This window comes from Bradyrhizobium cenepequi (assembly GCF_020329485.1).
Taxonomy (GTDB): domain Bacteria; phylum Pseudomonadota; class Alphaproteobacteria; order Rhizobiales; family Xanthobacteraceae; genus Bradyrhizobium; species Bradyrhizobium cenepequi.
Window position 1 is genome coordinate 22694 of the sequence record NZ_JAGKJI010000030.1, and the last position, 17346, is coordinate 40039.

22 protein-coding genes and 1 pseudogene are annotated in these 17346 nt (G+C 62.2%); 5 read left to right on the top strand and 18 right to left on the bottom strand.

The annotated features are described in order from the left end of the window. Nucleotides 1-50 precede the first annotated feature (50 nt). The 4 genes from J6497_RS26605 to J6497_RS26620 all read right to left on the bottom strand — a co-directional run bounded on the left by J6497_RS26605 (nucleotide 51) and on the right by J6497_RS26620 (nucleotide 2639). Nucleotides 51-551, bottom strand: coding sequence for a hypothetical protein (locus J6497_RS26605; RefSeq protein WP_225707243.1), 501 nt, complete (start codon nucleotides 549-551; stop codon nucleotides 51-53). Next, the gene (locus J6497_RS26610; RefSeq protein ID WP_225707244.1) at nucleotides 548-1150 is read right to left on the bottom strand and encodes a permease; all 603 of its coding nucleotides are present in this window, start codon (nucleotides 1148-1150) and stop codon (nucleotides 548-550) included. The genes J6497_RS26605 and J6497_RS26610 overlap by 4 nt, the downstream gene beginning before the upstream one ends. A 244-nt stretch (nucleotides 1151-1394) precedes the next feature. Beyond that, nucleotides 1395-1781 (bottom strand): fluoride efflux transporter CrcB, encoded by a 387-nt coding sequence (gene crcB / locus J6497_RS26615; RefSeq protein WP_225707245.1) that lies wholly within the window; start codon nucleotides 1779-1781, stop codon nucleotides 1395-1397. 261 nt (nucleotides 1782-2042) lie between these two features. Further along, nucleotides 2043-2639 (bottom strand): superoxide dismutase, encoded by a 597-nt coding sequence (locus J6497_RS26620; protein ID WP_225707246.1) that lies wholly within the window; start codon nucleotides 2637-2639, stop codon nucleotides 2043-2045. A gap of 261 nt (nucleotides 2640-2900) precedes the next feature. Here J6497_RS26620 and J6497_RS26625 point away from each other — a divergent pair, with 261 nt between their 5' ends. Next, nucleotides 2901-3428 carry a GNAT family N-acetyltransferase gene (locus J6497_RS26625; protein ID WP_225707247.1) on the top strand — a complete coding sequence of 176 codons (528 nt, stop codon included), beginning with the start codon at nucleotides 2901-2903 and terminating at the stop codon, nucleotides 3426-3428. Nucleotides 3429-3567: 139 nt separating this feature from the next. Continuing rightward, nucleotides 3568-4011 (top strand): DUF2147 domain-containing protein, encoded by a 444-nt coding sequence (locus tag J6497_RS26630; RefSeq protein WP_225707248.1) that lies wholly within the window; start codon nucleotides 3568-3570, stop codon nucleotides 4009-4011. Nucleotides 4012-4132: 121 nt separating this feature from the next. On the opposite strand, the gene J6497_RS26635 is transcribed toward J6497_RS26630, so the two are convergent. From J6497_RS26635 to J6497_RS26665, 7 genes are all read right to left on the bottom strand, one after another. Continuing rightward, nucleotides 4133-5293 carry a DUF3095 domain-containing protein gene (locus J6497_RS26635; protein WP_225707249.1) on the bottom strand — a complete coding sequence of 387 codons (1161 nt, stop codon included), beginning with the start codon at nucleotides 5291-5293 and terminating at the stop codon, nucleotides 4133-4135. 171 nt (nucleotides 5294-5464) lie between these two features. Next, nucleotides 5465-7315, bottom strand: a complete 1851-nt coding sequence (gene htpG / locus J6497_RS26640) for a molecular chaperone HtpG (RefSeq protein ID WP_225707250.1) — start codon at nucleotides 7313-7315, stop codon at nucleotides 5465-5467. A 132-nt stretch (nucleotides 7316-7447) separates the two neighbouring features. Further along, nucleotides 7448-8254, bottom strand: coding sequence for an MBL fold metallo-hydrolase (locus J6497_RS26645; protein WP_225707251.1), 807 nt, complete (start codon nucleotides 8252-8254; stop codon nucleotides 7448-7450). 175 nt (nucleotides 8255-8429) lie between these two features. Beyond that, entirely contained in the window at nucleotides 8430-8897 is a 468-nt protein-coding gene (locus tag J6497_RS26650) for a hypothetical protein (RefSeq protein ID WP_225707252.1), read from the bottom strand. Nucleotides 8898-9002: 105 nt separating this feature from the next. Further along, on the bottom strand, nucleotides 9003-9191 hold the full coding sequence (locus J6497_RS26655; protein ID WP_225707253.1) for a hypothetical protein: 189 nt from the start codon (nucleotides 9189-9191) through the stop codon (nucleotides 9003-9005). Between the two features lie 230 nt (nucleotides 9192-9421). Then, nucleotides 9422-9820, bottom strand: coding sequence for a nucleoside diphosphate kinase regulator (gene rnk, locus J6497_RS26660; protein ID WP_225707254.1), 399 nt, complete (start codon nucleotides 9818-9820; stop codon nucleotides 9422-9424). Nucleotides 9821-9837: 17 nt separating this feature from the next. Next, complete coding sequence (locus J6497_RS26665; RefSeq protein ID WP_225707255.1) at nucleotides 9838-10002, bottom strand: hypothetical protein; 165 nt, start codon at nucleotides 10000-10002, stop codon at nucleotides 9838-9840. Nucleotides 10003-10403: 401 nt separating this feature from the next. Between J6497_RS26665 and zigA the strand changes: the two are divergent. Then, a pseudogene (gene zigA, locus J6497_RS26670) lies at nucleotides 10404-11608 on the top strand (zinc metallochaperone GTPase ZigA). A 24-nt stretch (nucleotides 11609-11632) separates the two neighbouring features. On the opposite strand, the gene J6497_RS26675 reads toward zigA, so the two are convergent. Next, nucleotides 11633-12151, bottom strand: a complete 519-nt coding sequence (locus J6497_RS26675; RefSeq protein WP_225707256.1) for a methylated-DNA--[protein]-cysteine S-methyltransferase — start codon at nucleotides 12149-12151, stop codon at nucleotides 11633-11635. A 46-nt stretch (nucleotides 12152-12197) separates the two neighbouring features. On the opposite strand from J6497_RS26675, the gene J6497_RS26680 reads away from it, so the two are divergent. After that, complete coding sequence (locus J6497_RS26680; RefSeq protein WP_225707257.1) at nucleotides 12198-12734, top strand: hypothetical protein; 537 nt, start codon at nucleotides 12198-12200, stop codon at nucleotides 12732-12734. Between the two features lie 46 nt (nucleotides 12735-12780). Here J6497_RS26680 and J6497_RS26685 read toward each other — a convergent pair whose 3' ends face one another. From J6497_RS26685 to J6497_RS26700, 4 genes are all read right to left on the bottom strand, one after another. Continuing rightward, nucleotides 12781-13530: a 2OG-Fe(II) oxygenase gene (locus tag J6497_RS26685; RefSeq protein ID WP_225707258.1), complete on the bottom strand. Its 750-nt coding sequence runs from the start codon at nucleotides 13528-13530 to the stop codon at nucleotides 12781-12783. 112 nt (nucleotides 13531-13642) lie between these two features. Then, nucleotides 13643-13840, bottom strand: coding sequence for a hypothetical protein (locus tag J6497_RS26690; RefSeq protein ID WP_225707259.1), 198 nt, complete (start codon nucleotides 13838-13840; stop codon nucleotides 13643-13645). Continuing rightward, nucleotides 13837-14928: a bifunctional DNA-binding transcriptional regulator/O6-methylguanine-DNA methyltransferase Ada gene (gene ada / locus J6497_RS26695; RefSeq protein ID WP_225707260.1), complete on the bottom strand. Its 1092-nt coding sequence runs from the start codon at nucleotides 14926-14928 to the stop codon at nucleotides 13837-13839. The genes J6497_RS26690 and ada overlap by 4 nt, the downstream gene beginning before the upstream one ends. A 224-nt stretch (nucleotides 14929-15152) precedes the next feature. Next, nucleotides 15153-15602: an ester cyclase gene (locus tag J6497_RS26700; RefSeq protein ID WP_225707261.1), complete on the bottom strand. Its 450-nt coding sequence runs from the start codon at nucleotides 15600-15602 to the stop codon at nucleotides 15153-15155. A gap of 416 nt (nucleotides 15603-16018) precedes the next feature. Between J6497_RS26700 and J6497_RS26710 the strand changes: the two genes are divergently transcribed. After that, on the top strand, nucleotides 16019-16504 hold the full coding sequence (locus tag J6497_RS26710) for an HD-GYP domain-containing protein (RefSeq protein ID WP_225707263.1): 486 nt from the start codon (nucleotides 16019-16021) through the stop codon (nucleotides 16502-16504). A gap of 180 nt (nucleotides 16505-16684) precedes the next feature. On the opposite strand, the gene J6497_RS26715 is transcribed toward J6497_RS26710, so the two are convergent. Together J6497_RS26715 and J6497_RS26720 are read right to left on the bottom strand one after the other, a co-directional pair. Then, a complete protein-coding gene (locus J6497_RS26715; protein ID WP_225707264.1) occupies nucleotides 16685-16879 on the bottom strand; it encodes a hypothetical protein in 195 nt (64 codons plus the stop codon). 73 nt (nucleotides 16880-16952) lie between these two features. Beyond that, a complete protein-coding gene (locus J6497_RS26720) occupies nucleotides 16953-17345 on the bottom strand; it encodes a cytochrome C oxidase subunit IV family protein (RefSeq protein WP_225707265.1) in 393 nt (130 codons plus the stop codon). Between the last annotated feature and the right edge of the window lies 1 nt (nucleotide 17346).

A 17346-nucleotide genomic window follows, 5' to 3' on the forward strand; every position in this document is an offset into this window, starting at 1 on the left:
TGCCCTAAACGTTACATTATAACATTACGCGAGTCCACCTTGGCAGCCGTTCACGGTTTACCGATCGCCATCGCGATGGCCGCAGCCAGGAACGGAAACGGCACCGAGACCGCGGCGCGGAACCAGACGAAGCGGGCCGGCATGAACGGGATCTCCCACAGGATCACGCGCTGGAAGGCGAACAGCGCCCAGGCCACGACATAGGCGATCACCTGGGGCGGGCCGCCGCCGGCCTTCAGCGCCACCGCGCCGATCGAAAAGCCGACCACCGGTCCGCCCGGCGTCGCCGCGCCCGCGATCACGGCGGTCAGTACGCCAAGCCAGCCGCTGTCCGGACCGAGCCAGCCGGTGATGATCTCCTGCGGGATCACGGCGGCGATATAGCCGGACCCGACCACGCCGATCGCGATCCGCGGCATGATGCCCGCAAACTCGAGCGAGCCCTCGCGCAAGGACGACACCAGCACGGAGCGTCCGCGCCGCCAGGCGATGAAGCCGACGCCTGCGACAGACCCCCACAGCAGGATGTCGATCAGGAGCGCGGCGCTCATTCCGGCGCGCCGTTCGGATAGACGCGGGCATAGACGAAGCGGCCAAGGGCACCGGCGAGCACCGGCAGCGGCAGCGAGATCACGATCCGCCACAGCGTGAACTCGGTGCCCATGATCGGCAATTCCCAGGCAACCGCGCGGCCGTAGCCGATCAAGGTCCAGCTCACGACCATCGCGATCGTCGCGCCGAAATCGGCGCCGACGGTGAGCAGGGCCGCCGCCACCGGATAAGCGGTGAAGGGACCGCCCGGCAGGATCGCGCCGAACGCGGTGCCGATCAGAAGGCCCTTCAACCCCGACTTCGGTCCGAGCGAGCGCGAGACTTTTTCGTGCGGCAGAATTTCCGCGATGAACGCGCCCAGCAGGCAGCCCGCGAGCACACGCGGCAGGATGCCTCCGAACAGCGAGAGATCGTGGCTGAGGATCTCGACCACGCCCTCGGCGCCGTCGCGCCGCCACACCAAGCCGGCGCTGACCAGGACCAGCGCGAGGATTGAGATCATCGACCAGCCGATCGGCTTGCGCACGCGGCCGGGAGGCGGCTCGGCCTCCGCGGCGCCACCGGCCGGCGGCGGATCTTTCAGCGGTGCATCTGACAAGGCAATAGGTCTGCGGCGGGTGGAGAATTTTCGTCCTGCTTAGTCCCGTCACAAAGGCCACGCAAACGGAAGCTGGCCATGCATCCATGCGCACGCAGGCTATGGCCATGCGCGGGTGCGACGCTCTCTCGATCCGTCATTCCGGGGCGATGCGACAGCATCGAGCCCGGCATCCATTTCACCGCCCGTGTATGTGGCCCAATGGATTCCAGGCTCGCGCTTTCGCGCGCCCCGACGGAGCGGCTCACGTCAGATGACGCACCAGCGCCAGTCCGGCAAACAGGCCGGCGATCGACAGCGCGACCGAACCGAGCACGTAGAATGCCGCGAGCGCGAGTTCGCCGCGTTCGTAGAGCAGCGCGGTGTCGAGCGAGAAGGCGGAGAAGGTGGTGTAGCCGCCGAGGACGCCGGTCATCAGGAACAACCGCCACAGCTGCGACGCCTCGCCCTTGAACGCGAGATAGCCCGCGATCAAGCCCATCACGGTCGAACCGGTGATGTTGATGATGAAGGTGCCGTAGGGAAAGGCGGTGCCGAAGCCGCGGGCGCAGGCGAGATTGACGAAATGGCGCAGCATCGCACCCAAGCCGCCGCCGAAGAAGACCAGAAAATAGCTTGCTGCCGTTCCCACCACTGCCCCCACTGGTGTGCCGTCGAGAGGGACTGTGCAACCCCTCATCTGAATGATGTGTGCATTCACCCTCCCCTGAAAGGGGAGGGTCGACGCGAATGAAATGAGCGGCGGGGAGGGGTCAGGTCTCTCCGCTGAAAACGGTGCCCGAGTGGAGAGAGCTGACCCCTCCCCGGTTCGCATTCCGCTGCGCTGCATGCGAACTGACCCTCCCCTTTCAGGGGAGGGTGACAATCGCGCGTGATGATGCTGCTAAAGAGCTCACGCCTTGCCGAACAGCTCGTCGACATAGTCCCAGTTGATGAGGTTGTCGACGAACGCCTTCAGATAGTCCGGTCGGCGGTTGCGGTAGTCGATGTAGTAGGAGTGCTCCCAGACGTCGACGCCGAGGATCGGCACCGCGCCATGGACCAGCGGGTTCTCGCCGTTCGGCGTCTTGGAGATTTCGAGCTTGCCGCCCTTGACCTGCAGCCAGGCCCAGCCCGAGCCGAACTGGCCGGCGCCGGCGGCGGCGAAATCGGCCTTGAACTTCTCGAAACCGCCAAGGTCCTCGTTGATCTTCTTCTCCAGCCGACCGGGGAGCTTGCTGCCGCCGCCCTTCGGCTTCATCCACTTCCAGAAATGGATGTGGTTGTAGTGCTGGCCGGCATTGTTGAAGACGGCGGCGTTCTTGTTGTACGAGCCCTTCACGATCTCCTCGAGGGATTTGCCCTCGAATTCGGTCCCTTTGATCGCGTTGTTGCCGTTGGTCACGTAAGCCTGATGATGCTTGTCGTGATGGTACTCCAGCGTTTCCTTCGACATGTAGGGCGCGAGGGCGTCGTGGGCGTAGGGAAGGTCGGGTAGTGTGAAAGTCATGGTGTGATGTCCAACATGATGGGAGACGACACTAACGGAGACCTCTTATAGAAGGTTCCATCACAGTTAAACACCGCATTTTCGGCGCGAGCCATGCAGGCCGTGCAAGCGGTTTGCAAACGTCAGCGCAACGAACCAACTGCAAAATACTGTTGGGAATGAAATGCTTAAGATCAGCCCCAACGGCAGGATGCGGGCCCAGGTGCCTTTCCCCGTTCGTGCAAGTAAGATCACGTCAACGGAACGCAAGGACCCACCAAAGTGAGCATCGAGATCGAAGTCCTCAACGGCGATGCTTCCTGGAAGACGGTCGAAGCGCTGTTTCAGGCGGTCTGGCCGCGCGAAGCGGTCGCGAAATTACCATGGGGCCATATCGAATGGGCTCACGCCGACCTGCGCGTCCTGATCGACGCGCCCGAGGGCGGTGTCGGTTGCCATGTCGGCATTTATTTTCGCACCATCATCTGGAACGGACACCAGATCCATATCGGCGGCATCGGCGGGGTTGCGACCCGCGAGGACTGCCGGCGCCGCGGCTATGCCTCGATCGCGCTCAACGCCGCGGCGGAGACCGTGCGTGCCAATGAAGCGGCTCGCTTCATGCTGCTGTTCTGTGAGCCTCACAATTTCGCGTTCTACCAGGCGCGTGGCTGGCGGCCCTTCGCCGGCGAGGTCTATTGCGAGCAGCCGGGCGAGCGCATCCGCTTCGAGGCGATGGCGCCGTTCGTGTTCGACATCAAACGCGCGCCTGATATGGGGACCATCGACCTATGCGGCCTGCCATGGTGAGCCCTGCATGAGGCCGGCCGCGCAGTGACGCATGGTGCGCATCACGAACTGGGGCAAATGATCGCGCGCGAACGCGCGGAAGTGAGATTGCACAAAACTGATTGGTTGCTATGCAGGCCTGCTTTTTGGGGAACGAATCATGGCTTGCAGATCAGCTCTCATCGCAGCGATGCTGGCGGTATTACTTGGCGCACCGATGGCGTGCGCGCAAAGCGCGGCGGCCGATCCATCCGGGGTCTGGCAGACGCAGGCGGGCGATGCCCGCGTCAAGATCAGCAAATGCGGCGGCGGGATTTGCGGCGTGATCGTCTCCCTGCGCGAGCCGATCGATCCCGCGACCAGCAGGCCACAGTTCGACAACAAGAATCCGAATCCGGCGCTCACCACCCGCCCCATTATCGGGCTGCCGCTGTTCTCGGGCATGCGGCCGGCCGGCGGCAAGTGGACCGGCCAGATCTACAACGCCGATGACGGCGGCACCTATGCGAGCAACATTTCGCTGGCCGGCCCCGACACGCTGCGGGTCGAAGGCTGCGTCGGCGCGCTCTGCGGCGGCGAAACCTGGACGCGGGTGAGACGCTGACTCACTTCTCCTTCCCCCTGAAAGGGGGAAGGTCGGGATGGGGGTCAAGCCACGAGCGCAGGTGCTCGTGGAGAGAGATCCCCACCCGGTTTGCGCTTGCGCGCAAACCGACCTCCCCTTTTCAAGGGGAGGTGGACATCGCCTTCAGCGCCGTCGCGGCGGAGGCGTAGCCACCGCGGGCGCCGTCGATGAAATGCACGTGGTCGCTGCGCATCGCCGACGGCGTGAAGCAGGTCATCATCGCGGCATCCTGCCGGTGCAGGCCGTAACGCACGACGCCGCTGGCCGAGGCCTGCGCGAGGCGTTCGGCGAGCGCCTGCGCCAGTTCCTCGCTGCAGTCGAGGATCATCCGCAAGCCGTCGTCATGTTTGCGGAAGTCGGAATTCTCGACCACCTGCCGCACATAGTCCCTTGGCACGAACTTGCCGATCCTGATGCCGAAGCGCATGATGGTGGTGACCCATAGCGTGACCGCCAGCACCAGAAGGCGCCGCGCGAACAGCGGGCCGCCGCGCTTGGTGCGCGCCTCGAAGTCGAGGCCCTGCGGCGGCCAGCGCAACGCCGGCCCACCCGACGGCACGGGGCGGCCAGCATCCGGGCTCTGTTCGGCGAGAGCTATGACATCCTCGATCGTCCTGCGGAAGGCATCGGGATCGCTGCCCCTCACGGGCGCCACCAGCACGGACAGGATAACACCGCGCGCGGAGGGGATTTCCTCGAACCGGCAGGAGAGCCCGCTGAGATCGGGCTGCGTGCCCGGTGACGCCGGCGCGACAGCGAATTCACCCCGCTTCATCGCGGCTTCCGCGAAGCCAAGCCCGCCGCCGGAGAACATCGCATAAGAGAGATTGGCCGACGGCCCGAAGCGCGCGACGCGGACGTCAAGGCCTTGCGCACGGATTGCTTCCATCGGCACCAGCGCCACGCGCATGATGAGATCGAGATCGTCCCTCACCCAGGTCGCGGTCGCCGCCAGCGCCGCGCGCGCGGCGTCGAGATCGGCGGGCGCGACCGCAAAGCTCGCGCCGTCGCCGCCGAACACGAAGGGGAATTCGCGCCCCTGGAGTGCATTGGTGACGGCAGCGATAACAGACGCACCCGCCATGTTGACGGACTTGTAGCGCTGCGCGGCAATCGCCTTGGTCGATTCCACGATGTCGGCGACGCCGATGGTCCAATCGTCAGGCAAAGGTGAATACAGCGACGGCTCCATCAGGCGCGCAAAGCCGCGGAACACCGGGATGCCGCCGTAGAAGATCTCGCTGCCGCCTGCCGCCACCATCGATCACTCAGTTGCCGGAGACTGTCTAGCAGATACGGACGCGTTTGGGATCGGTTGCATGTGGCCCGTAACCGTCATTGCGAGGAGCGATAGCGACGAAGCAATCCATTTCTCCGCTTGCGGCACGATGGATTGCTTCGCTCCGCTCGCAATGACGGATGCGGATCGTGGTTATCCCTTCGCCAGCCCGCGCAGCACGAGTTGGTTGAGACGGCTTGCGAAGGCGGCTGGATCTTCCGGCAATTCGCCCTCGAGGATCTGGGCCTGTTCGAGCAGGAGCAGCGACAGATCCTTCGCCGCGTCTTTTTTGCGTGCGATCGCGGCCACTAGGGGATGGCGCAGATTGACCTCGAGGATCGGCTTTGTCATCGCGCCGCGGTTTTGTTGCGCGAGGAGGCGCTCCAGCATGCGGTCGCGGCCGCCACCGACCAGGCACGACGCGCTCGAGGTGAGCCGCTGCGAGGCGCGGACGTCGGCGACGCGCTCGCCGAGCGCCTCCTTGATCGCCGCAATCGTCGTGGCCTCATCCGCCGCCGGCTCGTCCTCCTTCTCGTCAATGGACGGGATCAGGCTGAAATCGACGTCGCCCTGGCTCAGCGACTTCAGCGGCTTGCCGCCGAAATCGATCGGCGCCGAGGTCCAGAACGCATCCACGGGATCGGTCAGGAGCAGCACCTCGACGCCGCGAGCTTTCGCCGCCTCTAACTTCGGGTTCGACTTCAACCGTTCGATGCTGTCGCCGGTGAGATAATAGATGTCGGTCTGGTTCGGCCTGATGGCCTCGACATATTGCTTGAGCGAGCGGTTTTCGCCCGTGGTCGTCGTGAAGCGCGCAATGCCCAACAGTTTCTCGCGCCGTTCGTAATCTTCCCACAGGCCCTCCTTGAGGACCGGGCCGAACGCATCCCATATCTTGGCGAACGCCTCCGGCTCCTTGTCCGCCAATCGCTCGAATTCGCCGACGACGCGGCCGGTCACGGCGTTACGGATCTGCGTGAGCTGCGGGTTGTTCTGCAGCATCTCGCGCGAGATGTTGAGCGGCAGATCCTCGCTGTCGATCACGCCGCGGATGAAGCGCAGGTACGCCGGCAGAAGATCGGCATCGTCGGCGATGAAGACGCGGCGGACATAGAGCTTCACCCTGCCCTTGCGCGCGGGCTCGAACAGGTCGAACGGCTTCGTCGACGGCGCGAACAACAGCACGGCATAGGACTGCCGGCCCTCGGCGCGATAATGCAGGGTCATTGCCGGCTCGTCGAAGGCGCCGGCGATCGATTTGTAGGCTTCCTTGTAGTCCTCCGCCGACAATTCGGATTTCGACCGCTGCCACAGCGCGCTCGCGGAGTTGATCTGGCGCGGCTCACCCTCCTCCGGCACCAGTTCGATCGGGAACTGGATATTGTCCGAATAGGCGCGGACGATGCGCTCGATCTCGTAGGTCTCGAGATATTTTGCGGCGTCCTTCTTCAGAAGAAGCGCGATCTCGGTGCCACGGGTGACGCGCTTGGCGTCCTCCTCGCTGGCCTGAGCGATCTCGAAGGCGCTGCCGCCCGAGGAGGTCCAGGTCCAAGCCTGGTCGCTTCCAGCGCGACGGCTGATCACGACGATCTTCTCGGCGACCATGAAGGCGGCATAGAAGCCGACGCCAAACTGGCCGATCAGGTTGGTGCCGTCCTTGGCCTCAGTGAGCCGCTCGAGGAACGACTTGGTGCCGGAGCGCGCGATGGTGCCGAGATTATCGATCAGCTCCTGCCGGTCCATGCCGATGCCGCTGTCGATCACAGACAACGTATTGGCCTTCTTGTCCGGCCGGATCCAGATCTTCGGCGGCGCGCCATCGGCGATCAGGTCCGGCGCGGCGATCGCCTCGTAACGCAACTTGTCACAAGCATCGGAGGCATTCGAGATCAGTTCGCGCAGGAAGATATCGGTTTCCGAATAGACCGAATGCACCATCAGCTGCAGGAGCTCGGCAACCTCGGCCTGGAACGGCTGGGATTCAGGGGCGGTCGTGGTGGTCATGGCAAATCGCTTGGCTGACAGGTCAACGAAACGGTGGGAAGCCCCTGATATAGCAATGCTGGTTCGGGCGGCAAGGGACCTGTGCACGGTCGCGGGCCGGGCTGGGAAAGCGTGATCGGCCTGCCTCTGGCGTCATTCGGCGATCGCCGCGAGATAGCGCGTGACGGACGCATCGAACGCCGCCTTCGCCTCACGCTCGATATTGCGTCCCCACCAGGCACCGTAAATGCGATCGAATGAAAGCGGCGCGATCGCCTCCGCGATGCGGCGCACGGCGGCAGCGTTCAGCGGCGTGTAGTTCGGATAGGAATACATGAAGCTGACGTGACGGCGGTCCATCGCCACCTGCGCGATGTCGCCGGTCAGGAGGGCGCCGCGGCCGTCCGCGCCGGCGCGCCAATGCAGCATGGTCGCGCCGGCGAAATGGCCGCCGCCGCGGACCAGCCGAAGATCGTCCGATATCGCGAGCGCCTCGCCTCGCCACGGCACGATCGACGGATGTGGCCGCGTAATCCATGACGCGTCGTCGCCATGGAGATAGACCGGCGCATTGCCGAACGCCTCGCTCCAATCGGCGAGCGCGCCATAATAATGCGGATGCGATATCGCGATCGCCTTCAGCCCACCGCGCGACTTGACGTAGTCGATCGCCTCACGCGTCGCGAGCGGGATGCAATCCCACATCACAAGCGCGTCGCCATCTGGCACCAGCAGCGCGCGCTGGCCGATGGCCAGGCGTGGCTCAACCGCGACGCCAATAAGCCCGAGATCGTCGCGCCAGACGAGATGATAGCGCTTCGTCAGTTCCTCGCGGCTGAGCCAGACCTGTCCGTTCCAGTTCACGAACTGCCGCTCGTCCTCGCAGATCCGGCATGAGGCGGGCGGCGCATCGCTCTCGGGAAGCTGCGCGCCGCATTGTTCGCAAGTCCAGAGGGACATCGGCCTCACTCCATTTGGAAGACACGACGTAGCATGCAATGGAAGCCGCCCAGTTTCCAGGCCATGTACATCCGCTTCCGGTGCGTCTATTCAGCTGGATCCAAAGCGCCCTGGCGAGTGCCGAAAAACAAAAGCCCGCCAGAGGCGGGCTTTCACCTTGATCAATCAGGAACCATCAGTGCTTGGAGCCAAGACTGACGATGACGCCGGTCGGCTCAGGCTCGTGCGGCATCAAATTCGTCAAGGTATCGTCGCTCCAATGGGCGAGGTTCACGATCTTGCCTATCTGGGTGTCCGTCTCGGTGGATTCGCTGGGCTCGAGAACGTTGAGCCCGTTGGTGTCGAGGAAATAGGTGTGATCACCGAACAAGCGGTTCAATTGAGAGACCGCCGGATGATCATCGGGAAGGCAGTGGGCATCGAATTGGCTCAATGCCCGCTCGACCTGCGTTGAGTTCAGTTTCATGTTCCTCGCTCCTCTGGATTGGAGGGTTGCACCGCGCGACGGCCTAAGCAGCACGCGGTCGCCGCGTTCGCGGGACAGCCATCCCGCCAGCACGACGACGCGCTGGAGCTTCACTTGTGCCGTCGCAGGATGATTTTCTTGGAATTGCCATCCTGCCGCCGGCTCTTCGCCGAACACGACCCCTCTCGATCGCAGTTCAACGAACGTGAAGTCCGGGACATTGGGTCCGAGTTCACCGGTTCAACCCCTCACCCGCATTAAATTCGCGAGCTCCGTAAAGGTTCATTCGTCGGGAACAGGATGCAACCTGGCCAATTGATCGAGCGAAAGTTCCGCTTCGCGTTCCGTCAGCGCGAAGCGTACGATGACGTCCTGACGATTGACCTGCCCCCAGAGTCCTTCCGAAGACCACTTTTGTGGCATGGGTCCGCGCGGACCTTCGATCCAGACGAAGTACCACTGCTGCGGCATGACAAGGTTCTCACCCGAAGCGATACGCAACTATAACGCGTTCGATTGCAGGATCGAACCCGGGCGCCTTGATCGAGCGTCACTGGATTGTGGCATGGCCAAGCCTCACATGAACAGCCGCGCGAGGTAAGCCACGCCGCCGACGAGCCCGATCAGCCCGATTGTGATGCAGATCACGATCAGCCCCGCTTGCTCAAACAAACGGTCGCGCATGGCTACAAGGCTCCCGCTCAAGGTGAAACGCGCAATACAGTCAGTGCTCGCGTTCGGCGATCCGGCGTTTGAAATTCGATGGTCTGGCCGACTGACAGGCCGATCAGCGCGGCGCCGACAGGGGTCAGCACCGAAATGCGCTTGCGCGAGATGTCGGCTTCGTGCGGATAGACCAGCACCACCTCCCTCGCCTCGCCGTTGCTATCGTCACGATAACCGACCTGGGAGCCCATCCGGACCACGTCTTGCAAATCTGCGTCGTCAGGTGCGATGCTCGCACGCTCCATCTCGCGCGCGAGGAAGTGTGCCACGCGCGGAAAAAGCTCCATGCTGGAGTTCGCAAGCCCGCTCAGCCGCCGCTTCTCCTCCGTTGTGACGAGGATCGGCGGCAGATCGGGTTCGGTCTTCTTGCTCATTGCTGTCACCTTGGCGTTCATGCAGCGGTAGGCCCTGAATCGTCGTCGATCGCGTCACCTTTCGCGACCACTGGCGCGCGGAACAGCGGCACGACATTCGGCTTGGTTTGCTTGGCGCTTTCGCGCGTGCGCTCGCAGCGGCGATCATCGGATGCGGCGTGGGTCTTTGATGGAGGCAGCACGGCTCGTTCCTTCTGTTCAAGATGAATCGGGCTCCTGCATAGAAGCCACGAACTCAGATATCGATGAGAACAGAATCCGGACGGCTCAATCGGCCGTCCGGCTAAGTGCCTGCGTGCAGGCGGCCGGCATGTAGACAGAAGCGCGCGATGCGCGGATCGATGTCGGGTGCATATGTCATAACGCATCCAACATAACCTCGCATGGCACCGTCGCCATTGCGGCGAAAGCGCGCACAGACGCCATGTAATCGAGGGCAACGCGCATCAAACGTCACCTCCAGCCAGCGCAGCTTGACAATCGAAAACGGCCGCGCTTATGTAATGTTATAACATTACATAATGTTACCTGATGCCCTCTCCCGGGCGAAACTTCCTCAAGCTGCAAAGGCTGTTCGACCTCCATGCAAAAACTGCCCGTCACCGTCTTGTCCGGCTTCCTCGGGGCTGGAAAGACCACTTTGCTGAACCACGTGCTCAACAACCGTCACGGCCTGAAGGTGGCCGTGATTGTGAACGACATGAGCGAGGTGAACATCGATGCGGACCTGGTTCGCGATGGCGGTGCGAATCTTTCCCGGACGAACGAGAAGCTGGTTGAAATGACCAACGGGTGCATCTGCTGCACCCTGCGCGACGACCTGCTGAGAGAAGTGCGAGCACTGGCCGAAAGCGGAAGGTTCGATTATCTGCTGATCGAATCGACCGGCATCTCCGAGCCGCTGCCGATCGCGGCCACATTCGATTTCCGGACCGAGCAGGGCGAGAGTCTGTCCGACATTGCGCGGCTCGACACGATGGTCACGGTCGTCGATGCGGTGAATCTCTTGAAGGACTATTCCTCCACCGATTTCCTTAGCGAGCGCGGCGAAGCCCTCGACAACGACCAGCGCACGCTGGTCGACTTGCTTGTCGAACAGATCGAATTTGCCGATGTCGTCGTGCTGAACAAGGTGGATGACGCAACACCCGCGCAGCGTGATGCCGCCCGCAAGATCATCCGGACGCTCAATCCTGAAGCCGAGATCCTGGAGGCCAATCACGGCAAGGTTCCGTTCGATCGGACCCTCGATACCGGGCGCTTCGATTTCCAGAAGGCGCAACAGCATCCGCTGTGGTTCAGGGAATTGTACGGCTTCGCCGACCATGTGCCGGAGAGCGAGGAATACGGCATCAAGAGCTTCGTCTATCGTGCACGGCGGCCGTTCGAGCCCATGAAATTTCATCACTTCCTTCATGACGCCTGGCCAGGTGTCATTCGCGCCAAGGGGCATTTCTGGATTGCCACGCGTCCGCAGTGGGTCGGCGAAATGAGCCAGGCGGGCGCCATCACCAAGACCGAGGCCCTGGGATTCTGGTGGGCGGCGATCCCGCGCGAACGATGGCCCCGGGATGCCGAGTGGCAACGAATGTTGAAGAAGAGCTGGAACGATCTCTATGGCGACCGTCGCCAAGAACTCGTCTTCATCGGCACGAACATGGATGAGGCCGCCATCCGTGCACGCCTCGATGCCTGCCTCGTCAAAGGAAAGCCCGGCATGAATACGCAGGCCTGGCCAGCCTGACCGATCCGTTTCCTGCCTGGAAGCACGCCAACGAAGCGGCCTGACCCAGCTTCGTTGCAATACGGTTTTCAGACAGGTCGGACCGTCCCGAAACGCCGTTCGCGAGCCAATAGCTCGCGTTTGCGCTTGACGCCCCAGCGATAGCCGGAAATCGCGCCGTCCTTCTTGACGACGCGATGGCACGGCACGAGGACCGCGACAGGATTGCAGGCGATCGCCTCGGTCACATCGCGTGCGTCGCGGGTACCTAGTTTGGCCGCCAGGGCGCCGTAATTGGTCGTCTCGCCGACGGGTATTGCACGCAGCATCGACCAGACTTCGATTTCATACGGCGTCCCGCGCAAGTCGAGCGGAATCGCGGGATCGAAACCTGGCGCTTCGATCGCGCGTTGCACCTTCTCCAGGACATCGGTCAATTCGTGCTCGCTGCCGATGATGTCGGCCTCCGGAAAGCGGCCGCGCAATGCGTCCTCCGCCCTAGAGCGGTTCGAGCTGAATTCGAGGGCCACAAGCCCCTTGCCGGACATGGCCACCAAGAAGTCGCCGAGGGAACTGTTGCCCCATGCAAAGCGGATGATCTCGCGCATCTTGCGCTCCTTTTGAATTTGTCTGCGGCGAGATTAAGAGCCGGCGATGGCGCGGCCGATCCGGTCCTTGCTTTCAAATCGAAAAACGGCGGAGCGGCAGAACTCAGGCGTCGCCAATCAGTTTGTGATGCGAGAAGTCGATGACCTGCGCGGCTCCTGCTGCCGAAGGCGCATCGCGCTGGATCTTGTTCTCGGGAAGCTCCCTGAACTGCCGCGCCATGGCGCGCCGGCCTGTCGGATCCTGCTCTTCGAGGCGTTCAGTGTCAGTTATGTCGATCGCAACGATCTGGTCGATGGCATCTCTTATTTGCGGCTGTTCCGTAAGCGGCTGCATGGCCAGGCACGGATGGTCTGGAGTGGCTGTAGCGACGTTCGCCAGCTTTTTGAGCGGCGACCGCAAGTGAGCCCAATGCTTAACGATCAGGGACCAATTGCAACCGTCCTTGAGCGCGCCGTTCAGAAGGCCGTTCGACAGGGGATCATGCGGCGCAAATACACCGAGACTGTTCGCGATGTCGATCATATGCAGGCCACCGGGAAGAAGCACCAGGAGGCCGACTTTCTCCTCGCTCATCCTGACTAGCTTCATGGCTTTCTCCATTCGGGCAGGAGTATTATCCGCCGTACCGCTAGGTCGCGTCGTGAAAGATAATCCCGACCGTGTGCCGCATGCCGGAACGCACGCGGCTCACACCGTGGCGAAGGTTCACGCGGTAATTGCCCCTTGATCCCTGCACTGGCCGGTTATGGACCGCAAAGGCCACGGCGTCGCCCTGCCGGAGCGGCACGACCTCAGCGCGGCTCTGCATCCGCGGCCGCTGCTCGGTCAGAACGAACTCGCCACCTGTGAAGTCCGTGGCGGGCTGCGAGAGCAGAATTGCGACCTGGATCGGGAATGCGAGATCGCCGTAGAGATCCTGGTGGAGGCAATTGAAGTCACCCGGGACATACTGCAGCAGAAGTGGCGTCGGGCGCGTCTGGCCGGCGTCGTGGCATTGCTTGAGGAAGGATGCGTGGTCGCCCGGATAGCGCCCGTCAATTCCCATTCGACCGTTCCATTCATTGGCAACGCCCGCAAGGCGCGGATAGAGGGCGGTTCGCAAGGAGCCGACGAGGTCGGGCAATGGGTATTTGAAGTAGCGATACTCGCCCTTGCCGAAGCCGTGCCGCGCCATGTGGATGTGGCTTCGGAAATGGCTCTCGTCGGGATAGAGGCCAGCGATGGCGCGGCACTCCTCCGGCGAAAGCAGCTTCGGCAGGACGGCGCAGCCATAATTGTCGAGTTCGCCTGCGAGCACCTGCCAGTCGTAAGCGGCAATCCGCGCCTCTGCAGACGTAACCGCAGAGGCACGGGAGATGGTGGATGAACGGGCTGTCATGCCATGGCGTCCTTCCTGATCAGTTCGAGCGAAAAGTAATCCGCGACGCGCTGGCCGGAACTCCGATGCTTGCTCTCAAATCGAGAAAGCTTTCATCAGAGCTTCAGCCGGTTCATGCGATGCGGATGACCGCCGTTTGCGCGAGAAGATAGGTCTCGCCGCTGCGAAAGCGGAGCCGAATGTCTCCGTTCTCGAGCATCTGCCATTCGGCATAGCCGTCGGCCACGAGCCGCCGGAAATAGGCCATCACGCGAGCCTTCGCCGGATCGGCGTAAGCGAGACCTACGTGTTTGGCGTCGGCGATGTTCATGTGCCCTGCGCGGATTCCCGGTCGAGCAGAACGCGCTTGCGTTCGACACCCCAGGCATAGCCCGAGAGCGAGCCATCTTTCCGAACGACGCGATGACAGGGAATGGCAACCGCAAGCTTGTTCGCCGCGCATGCGCCCGCCACCGCGCGCACGGCCTTTGGAGAGCCGATACGCTCAGCGATTTCGGCATAGGAAACGGCTTCGCCCACGGGAATCGCCTGCAGGGCCTGCCACACGCGTTGCTCGAAGGCGGTGCCGCGGACGTCGAGGGGAAGGTCCAGGCCGATCTCCGGCGCTTCAACAAGGCCGACAACCCGGGCAACCAGCGTCTCGTAGTCGCGGTCTGCACCAATGATATGTGCTTTCGGAAAACGATCCTGGAGATTGCGGACCAGCTCGTCCGGATCGTCGCCCAGCAGGATCGCGGCCACGCCCTTCGTGCTCGAGGCGACCAGGATGGCGCCGAGCGAGGTCTGCCCGACAGCGAACTTGATCTCCTCGTTCGTACCCCCGGCGCGGTATTGCGATGGAGTCATGCCGAGCATGTCCGTGGACTTCTCATAGAAGCGCCCGCTGGAATTAAAGCCGGCGTCATAGATCGCCTCGGTGACGCTGTTGCCGGAGGCCAGCCCCTGACGCACTTTGCCTGCACGATGGGCGGCGGCGTATTCCTTCGGTGTCAGCCCGGTGGCCGCCTTGAACACGCGATGGAAATAGCTCGGGCTCCGGCGGATTGCGGCTGCCAATTGCTCCAGTGAAGGCTCTTCTTCGCTCTGCTCGATGATCCGACACACCTTCGCTATCAAGGCCGCGTTTTCGGATTCGGTCGAAAGGCCGTCAGGATTGCAGCGCCTGCAAGGCCGGAAACCTGTCGCCCTGGCGCTTTCCAGGCTGTCGTGGAGCTGCACGTTCCTGGGGTTGGCAATGCGCGAGGGACACGACGGCCGGCAATAGACGCCTGTCGTCGCAACCGAGTACCAGAGATGGCCATCGGCTGTCTTGTCACGCGCGACAATCCGCGCCCATCGAGGATCATCCGCCATCGATGGGGGCGTTGACTTCGGGGTCTTAGCGGGCGTCGCCGTCATCTTCTTTCATGCCCTGTATTGTGCCGGAATCGAGGATGCCGCCAATTCCCGCCGATCACACTCCGATTCTTGTGCCCGAATCCTGGCTGCGGCGCGTAAGTCACGCATTGCCCGATTGTCGGCGACGATACCGGGCAATGCCACCCGATTTCCGCCAGCGGGCGAAACGAGGTCCGCACGGGGCGTGCGGACCTCGTTGGCGGATGCGCAGATGCCTGTTCCGATCAGGCGGCCTTAAGCAACCCGAGCTGGGTCAGCGCGGTCACGCCGTCGTCGAGACCGATCTCCTCGACGATCTTGCCGTCGATCACCTTAAGCACTGTGGTGCCGGTGAAGTGCATCTTGCGGCCCGTTGCAGCCGGCAGACCACCAATCAGGAAGTCGTTGAAGGCTGGCCCCTTGTGGGTGCCGCCGCCTTCCCATTGGCCGACGACATAGTCGCCCTCGGCGATCAGATCCGCCGTGCCCCAGAAACTGAGATCGGGGAATGCAGCACGGAAATCGGTCATGAACGCCTTGATGTCGGCGCGGCCGCGGCGGGGCTCATGCAGCGAGTATTTGAGCAGCATGTCCGGCGCGGCGATCTCGTCGACGACCGCAAGGTTGACGTCCTTGCCCCAGAATTCCGTGAACCAGCGACCGACGACGGCCTTGTTATCTTCTTCCTTGCTCATTGGAATGACTCCTTGTGTCTCGAAGGGGATCACCGAGATCAATCGGTGATCTCGACAAAGACCTACGCTTGACCGAAGGAAACCAAACTCCGATTCTTGCCCTGAAATCGAAAGCGGAGATGGCGCGATGCGGACCAATGTCGCCACCGGCACCGATCAGCCATTCCGCTTTCGCAGTCCGGCAAGCTGAGATGGAAGGAGACCGTAAGTCTTGCGATATATCTCCGCAAAGCGTCCCATATGCGTGAAGCCCCATTTCAGGGCGACCTCATGGACAGGCAGAATGTCGTCCGAAGATGTAAGCTCCAGATGTGCTGCCTCCGCCGCACAATAGAAGCTCGTCTCCATTCGAAACTCTCGAAGCCAACACTCCGCTGATCCTCGAGGCGCTCGAAGCCTGGGGAATTGGTCCTTGGATGGAAACCGTGCGGAGGCATCATGGCGGCACTTACAGACACAGCCTGTTGGTGACCGGCTTTGCCGTTGCGTTCGCGCAGAAGCTAAAGATGCGGTCCAAAGACCAACGACGTATCGCGCACGCGGCGCTGCTGCACGACGTCGGAAAATCGTTCATTCCACCCGATACTCTCGACAAGCCGGGAAAATTGACCGACGACGAGATGGAGCAGATAAAAAAGCATCCCCGATACGGATATGACCTGCTCACGCAACAAGGTGGCTTTCCAGCCGAGATCCTTGACTGCGTGCTTCATCACCACGAACTGCTCGATGGATCGGGTTATCCGGATCAGCTTCGTGCCGCGCAAATCGCAGATCTCGTACGCGTAATCACAATTGCCGATTTTTTCTGCACTGGTGGAAGATCGGCCGTACCGCCGGTCGCTGCCGCCAATGAAGGCGCTCAGCATCATGCAGGACATGGGAAACAAGCTCGACGGTGATCTACTCAACGCGTTCCGCTCCGTCGTCTAGGATGCGGCGTGACATGACCGATGCGAAGGTGCGCCGTAATGGCCCGGGGGAACGCTTGACATCGAAAGGCCCCGCCAGAGGCGGGCCAAAATTATTGAAATCGCTGGAGAAAGCTGACTGCGGGGAGGCGTAACGAATCCGCTGACCTCTCATCGAAGAACGTCTTCGGCGAGCGCACGTGACGGATGACGTGTGTCACCACGCCGATTTTGTGGACGCACGTACATGATGACTGCTTCCGGAAGCTCTGTCTTCACCTTCAGCGCGGCCGCGAGCGCGTCCTCTCCATCCAGGACGACATGGTCCGTTTTTTCTCTTAGCTTAAACCCAACGGTAAACTGCATCCCCAAATCTCCTCTTGTGCCGCTACGGTGTCCCTCGTCATTGCCGTTCTCCTTCGCTGCGAAGCAATAGCAGCTACGCCGTGGGAGCGAAAAATACGACCCGCAGCAGATGCGTGTACTCGGATTCGAACACCATGATACCCACGAACACCAGCACCAGCGCCGGCGGAAGCAGGATGGCATAGGCCAAGGCCAACCGTTCCCAGGCCATGTGCATGAACACGGCGACGATCAGACCGGCCTTCAAGATCATGAACAGCAGAATCAGCGACCATCTGAGATGGCCATGGATGCCAAAGTAGTCGACGAGATAGGAGCAGGCACTAAGGACGAACAGCCATCCCCAGACCACGAGATAGAGTCTGATCGGGTGCTGCTGGCCCTTTGCCTGCGTGGCTCCCGGCGCATGGGCGTGAAGCTGCAGCGAAGGTTGTTGGGCTTCTACATGTATCGCGGCTTCTGTCATG